This window comes from Kitasatospora sp. NPDC056531, from assembly GCF_042794375.1.
In the GTDB taxonomy this organism is placed as follows: Bacteria; Actinomycetota; Actinomycetes; order Streptomycetales; family Streptomycetaceae; genus Kitasatospora.
On record NZ_JBHTTU010000067.1, the window covers coordinates 4,408 to 10,130 of the forward strand.

A 5,723-nucleotide genomic window follows, 5' to 3' on the forward strand; every position below is an offset into this window, starting at 1 on the left:
GGCCCAGTGAGCTGCCGTCGCGCAGCAGTACATCGGCGACGGGCTTGGGCTCGTCGACCGGGGAGGGCGGCGGCGGGGTGGGCTTGGGCGTCGGGTGCGGCTCCGGCGGCATGTCGATCCCGTTCTGGAACACCGGCGGCCGGGGCATCGTGTCGCCGGGTCCCGCCAGGTCGACGAGATCGGCCAGGCCCTGGTCGTCGTCCACCCGGGCGACGCCGAGCCGCGGCAGGCCGAGCAGTTGCAGGGCGGTCTTGGTGAGGCTCACGTGCGAGCACCAGCGGCTGTCGATTCCGGGGCGCACCCGGCCGCCGAACATCAGCAGGGGAACCCTCGGCCCGTAGGCGAGCTGGACGCCGTCGGGGGTGAACTCGACGTTGGGGGTGGGGACGTGGTCGTCGAACCCGCCCCAGTCGTCCCAGGTGAGCAGGAAGACCGTCCGGTTCCACAGGTCCGCCTGGGCGACGGCGTCGACCGCCTGCCAGACCGCGTTCATGCCCTCGCTCACCTCGGACGGCGGGTGCTCGTCGAACGGGGAGTCGTGCCAGACCATCGACAGGGCCGGCAGCGAGCCGTTGGCGGCGTCCGTGAGGAACTGCTCGGAGGGCTTGGCCGAGCGCACGATGTTCGGCGAGCCCTTCAGCTGCTGGTAGAACTCCACCGGGTATCCGTTCGCTCCGGTGTACGCCTTCCAGCTCAGCTTGTGGTCCTCGGCGTGGCCCGGCAACGAGGGCAGGTCCCACACCGGCTGCGGCTGGTTGCGCGGCGGGTTGCGCAGCGTGGGCGACTGTCCGCCGACGATGAGCATGTGGTTGGGGGTGGAGTTGGTCCCGAACCCGGAGCAGTGGTTCTCCAGGAACGCGCCGCTGGCGGCGAGCCATGCGTAGAAGGGCAGGTCGACTTTGGTGTCGTACTGGACGTGATCGGGTTTGTCCGTCCCGGCCAGGCACTTGGCGTAGTGGATCCGGTCGTGACGCGGGTTGTCCCCGGGCGGCGGGGGCGGCCAGCCGGTGGCGACGTTCGCCCCGTACGCCCGCATGGAGCGGAAGTAGTTGTCGGTGGTGTGGTTCTCCTGAACCATGATCACCACATGTTCCACCGGCTGTGGCTTCTTCGTTTGTGTCATCACGCTTTCCTTCGAACTTCTCGGACCGCGAGCAGAGATACGTACGCGGACGATTCATTCACGCACGCGCGGCGGCGGAGTGCGCGCCGGGCTGGATCTCCGGGAGGTCCCGTCGCCGGGACGGCGCAACCAGGGCGCTCCCGACTTGTCATCGGAGGAACGCCCGGCCGTCGCCGGTGAGGATCGCGTCCAGGCCTCGCCCGTCTACTGGCGCATCGGGACCATCGAAGCGCTTTGACAAAGGCGTTGAGGACAAAGGCGTCGAGAAGTTCGTGCCACGTGACCGAGATGCGGACGAGTTGCCGACGGCCCACGCTTGAAGTATGGAGGCCGCACGACCTCGTCACGTTCTGTCACTGCGGCATAGGGAGACCTCATGGTTGCCTCAGACATCGCTGACGCGCCGCTGGACCGGCTGATCGCGCGAGCACAGGAGAAAGGGCTCCGGGTGTCCGCCGTCGACGCCAAACGGATCCCGACCGGCAAGAGCCCACACAGCGTAGCGGTGAACCCCGACGGGACCCGCCTCTTCACGACCGACTTCAAGTCCGGCACCGTTTCGGTGATCCACATAGCGCGCGCAGCCGTGGTCGAAACGATCCAGGCCGTCGAGGGGCCGTACGGCCTGGCTGCCAACCCGAACGGGCGCGTCCTGCATGTGGCTGCTCCCGACTCCGAGATGCTGGTGCGGATCGATCTCGTCGGCGGCATCCCGACGCACAGCGGCTTCGGCCACGCGCCCTACGGGGTGGCGGTGAGCCCCGACGGAGCCCGCGTCTACCTGACCCTGGCGCTGGAGGACTCCATACTGGTCACCGACCAGTTCGCCAAGCCGAGGTTCGCCGAGATCCATGGCATCGCCTTCCCCACCGGTGTGGCGGTGACTTCGGACGAGAACCTCCTCTACTCGACCAACTACTTCGCGGACACGGTGTCGGTCGTCGACATCGCCGGGGAGAAGGTGATCGCCACGGTCCCCGTCGGCCAGGGGCCCTACGGCGTGGCTCTGAGCCCCGCGGGGGACCGGCTCTACGTGGCGCACTTCCCCTTCGACTCGGTCTCGGTGATCGACACCACCGACCGCACGGTGACCGGAACGATCCCGGTCGCCGACGGCCCACGTGGGGTGGCGGTGAGTCCCGACGGCACGCGTCTCTACGTCACCAACTTCTTCGCGGACACCGTGACCGTGATCGAGCTGTAGCGCCGGCTCGCGGCCGACGCCGGACGGCTGCGAGCCCATCGGTCCCGCCCCTCGGGAAGCACGTACACCAGGCCGAGGCGCGTCTGACGAACGATCACCCGGCCGGTTCGCGGGGTTCGGAGAATCAGGGGTTGGCCGCCTGGTCGTTCTTTCACGGTTGCGGGACGGGTTCGACGGCGTCGAAGCGGAGGCCGGAGGAGGGGACGGAGATCAGCGGGGCGCGGGTACGGCGGTTCCACAGGACGGGGGCGCCGGTGGTGGTGCGGGCGAGCAGGGTGCGCCGTTCCAGCCGGATGCCGGTGGGCGGGATGCGGTTCGGCGCGAGCTCGTGTGCCCGACCGGCGGGATCCGCCGGGTCGAGCAGGAACGCCGAGACGGGCGGGGTGCGAGGGGTGGGTGTCCCGTCGGAGGCCACCGCGACCAGGCGGCCCTGCAGGAAGCGGATCCGGTCGTGCCCTCGGCCGTCGGGCCGCTCTTCGAGGGTGTACGGGTACCAGGCCGCCGGTACGTCGATGGCCGGGACGTAGCGCAGGGTGGGCGGCTGACCGAGCGGCTGGTCCTCGGCGACGGGGCCGTCGCCGGTGGTCCGCAGGCCGTGGTCGACGGCCTGGCCGTCGACGGTCTCCTCGACCGCCCAGAGCAGTTCGGCGTCCTCGTCGGCGCCGATGGTGACGACGTCCAGCGGGTCGCCGGTCAGCGGGGTCTCGGCCACCGGCCAGATCGGCAGCCGACGGCCGTCGAAGCCGTGGACCCGGAACAGCGACCAGTCGGGGCCCGGCGCCGGCACCGCCCAGGTCTGGCCGAAGCTGTCGAGGACGTTCAGGCTCTCGACCACGAGGAGGTGGCCGGCCCGGGCCGGCAGCGGGGCCAGGAACCAGTCGTCACCGTGGCCGAGGACGATGTCCAGGACAAGGGCGGCGGCGAAGTGGGCCCGGTCGGGGGGAAGTCCGCCCAGGTCGGCGAGGTGGTCCTCGATCTGCCACCAGCGGGGAGCGGGGGAGCCCGCCAGCCGGAAACGCTCCGGCCAGACGGCCGCGCGCTGCGCCTCGCCGCCGGTGCCGGGCGCGGCCGGCAGCGCGTCGACGGTCCACCAGTCGGTCTCGCCGCCGTCGTGGGCGGGGACGTCCAGCGTGCCCTCCGCGGTGGGGAAGGCGGTGGTGTGGTCGAGTTCGTCGGCCCGCCAGGTGTCCGGCAGCGGGCCGGGCACCTCGGCGAACACGGCGGCGATCGCCGGGTCGGCCAGCAGGACGCTGTCGTGGACGATCGAACGCCCGTCGAAGCCACGTCCGTTGAGTGCGGCGTACGGCTCGGTGAGGTCGGTGAATAGGTGCGCGGCGGGCAACGGCGGCCCGGCCGCCTGCGAAGCCGCGCGGCCCAGCCGGATCCGTCGGCCGATGGTCCACCAGTCCTCCGGGCCGGTCTCGATCGCGGCCTCGGCCGGGACGAATCGTGGGTCGAGCGAGGGTCGGTCGGTGATCGGCCCGATCGGCACGTGGCGAAGCGCGGCGGTGACCCGGACGGGGCTGGTCGCGTTCTCCCCCTGGTGCTCGCCGAGCTGCCACTGCCGGCCCACGAGCCAGGCGGGGTCGGCGAGTTCGGCGGCGAAGCCGCGTTCCGGGTCGCCGGCCGGCCGGGCCGGTTCCAGGCGCAGGTGGAGGCCGTTCGTGAGCGGGTTCATCGCAAGTCCCCTTGCTCGCCACCGGTTTCCTTGTTCATCACCAGTCCCCGAGGTCGGCGTCCGGTCGGTACTGGAAGCCGCCCACCTCGAAGCCGGGCAGCAGGCCGGTGGGCAGCAGCAGGTCCAGCCGGCCGAGGTCCTCGCCGCGGGCCATGCGCGCGTGGGCGGTCAGCCGGGCCTCGGCGACGATCGCGGGCAGCTGGTCCGCGTCGATGGTGCCACCGGGGACGGGCGGTACGGCGAGCAGGACAGCCTGGGGCGGTTGGGCCGCCGGGGCCGTGAACGCGAAGGCGGCGTCGGCCGGTTGAACGGGTTCGGGCTCGCCGGGGGCGGGCGCCACCCAGCCGACCGGTACGGACTCGGCCCAGGTGTCGAGCACACCGACCGCCACCTGGCCGGCGGCGGGCAGCGGGCGCGGGCCGAAGGCCACCAGCAGGCGCGGGTCGCCGTCGGCGGGGCCGCCGGCCGGCCGGGCGGCCAGCGGCTTCTCCAGCCAGGGGTCGTCGGGGTGGGTGCCGGCGATCGCGAGCCGGGGCACCTGGTCGAGGTCGCAGCGGGCCTGGTGGGCCTCGATCCGGGCCAGCGCCGGGCGGACGGCGGCGATCAGCTCCAGCCACTGCTGTTCGAGCTTTCCGGGATCCGGCGCCATCGGGCCGAGCTTCCCGATGTCGAGGCCGGCGAGGACCGGTAGCCGGTCATGGCCGACGGCCAGTCGGCCGAGGTCGGCGGCCAGGTGCGGGGCGGGCCGGTCCGGTGCGGCCGGGCCGATCACCGAGAGGCGGCCGTCGAGGGTCTGCCGGGCGCGGTCCTGCCGGTCCGTGGGTGTGCCGTCCGCGGTCGGGGCGATGCCGAAGGCGCGGGCGCGGGCCAGGCTGTCCGGGGTCCGGTTCGCCAGATCCTGGGAGAGCCGACGGGCGAGGGCGGTGAGGACGTCGAGCCGGGTGGCCAGGGCGGCGGCCACCTGGGAGTCGAGCGTGGGGTCGTCCAGCCCGAGGTCGGCCGCGGCGGGAGGCCGGGCGGCGAGGGTGGCGGCCAGACGGCGGACCAGCTCCGGTCCGTCCGGGCGGCGCACGGCGGGCGGTTGGTCGGCACCGGGGGTGACGGCGGCTTCGGCGGCGAGGCGGTCGAGGTCGGCGGGGTGGAACGCGAGGGTGTCGGCCGGGGTGAGCTCCAGGTCCTGGAGGGTGACCTTGACGGGGCCGGCGGCGGTGGCCACGGCCCAGGTCCACGGCGGGCCGGCCGGGGAGCCCGCAGCGCCGTCGAGCCAGTCGGCCAGGGCCGGGCTGGCCAGGCCGACCGGCGAGCCGCCGGGCGGCGCACGGTCCGGCAGGACGGCCAGCACGGTGGTGTGGACGGTGCGTCCGGGGCGGCGGGTGCGCAGGACGTCCAGGTCGGGCGGGGTGGCGAGTCCGGCGGCGGCGTCCATGGTGCGGCCGGCGGCCTCCGGGCGGCCGAGGACGATGTCGTGGACGGCCTCGGCGACCAGCAGGTCGGCGTAGGTGTCGACGACGGCGCCGAGATCCTGGACGGCCGCGAGCTGAGCCGTGGTCAGGTTCACCGGCGGGCCGGTCAGGCCGGTGCCGGCCGAAGCGGCCGGACCGGAGCCGGGCGCCACGGTGCCCTCCCGGCCGAGTGCCGCCCGCAGCACGGCCAGGCCGTCGCAGGTGCGCCGCCCGGCGTGTTCGGTGCGCTGGGGGAAGGCGCGGCGAACCCGGTCG

3 protein-coding genes and 1 pseudogene are annotated in these 5,723 nt (G+C 73.4%); 1 reads left to right on the forward strand and 3 read right to left on the reverse strand.

Going from position 1 to position 5,723, the window contains the following annotated elements; translation table 11 throughout:
• On the reverse strand, positions 1-1,123 hold a 1,123-nt coding region (locus tag ACFQ87_RS34240), incomplete at its 3' end, for an alkaline phosphatase family protein (RefSeq protein WP_380614805.1).
• 376 nt (positions 1,124-1,499) lie between these two features.
• On the opposite strand from ACFQ87_RS34240, the gene ACFQ87_RS34245 reads away from it, so the two are divergent.
• Entirely contained in the window at positions 1,500-2,327 is an 828-nt protein-coding gene (locus ACFQ87_RS34245) for a YncE family protein (protein ID WP_380614806.1), read from the forward strand.
• Positions 2,328-2,478: 151 nt separating this feature from the next.
• On the opposite strand, the gene ACFQ87_RS34250 is transcribed toward ACFQ87_RS34245, so the two are convergent.
• Both ACFQ87_RS34250 and ACFQ87_RS34255 read right to left on the reverse strand, forming a co-directional pair.
• Positions 2,479-4,005 (reverse strand): hypothetical protein, encoded by a 1,527-nt coding sequence (locus ACFQ87_RS34250; RefSeq protein WP_380614807.1) that lies wholly within the window; start codon positions 4,003-4,005, stop codon positions 2,479-2,481.
• Positions 4,006-4,042: 37 nt separating this feature from the next.
• A pseudogene (locus tag ACFQ87_RS34255) lies at positions 4,043-5,723 on the reverse strand (hypothetical protein); the annotation flags it as partial.

Excerpts from the sequence above, each read along its gene's own strand:
- ACFQ87_RS34245 (WP_380614806.1), top strand. The coding sequence starts at position 1,500 with ATGGTTGCCTCAGACATCGCTGACGCGCCGCTGGACCGGCTGATCGCG.
- ACFQ87_RS34250 (WP_380614807.1), bottom strand. The coding sequence starts at position 4,005 with ATGAACCCGCTCACGAACGGCCTCCACCTGCGCCTGGAACCGGCCCGG.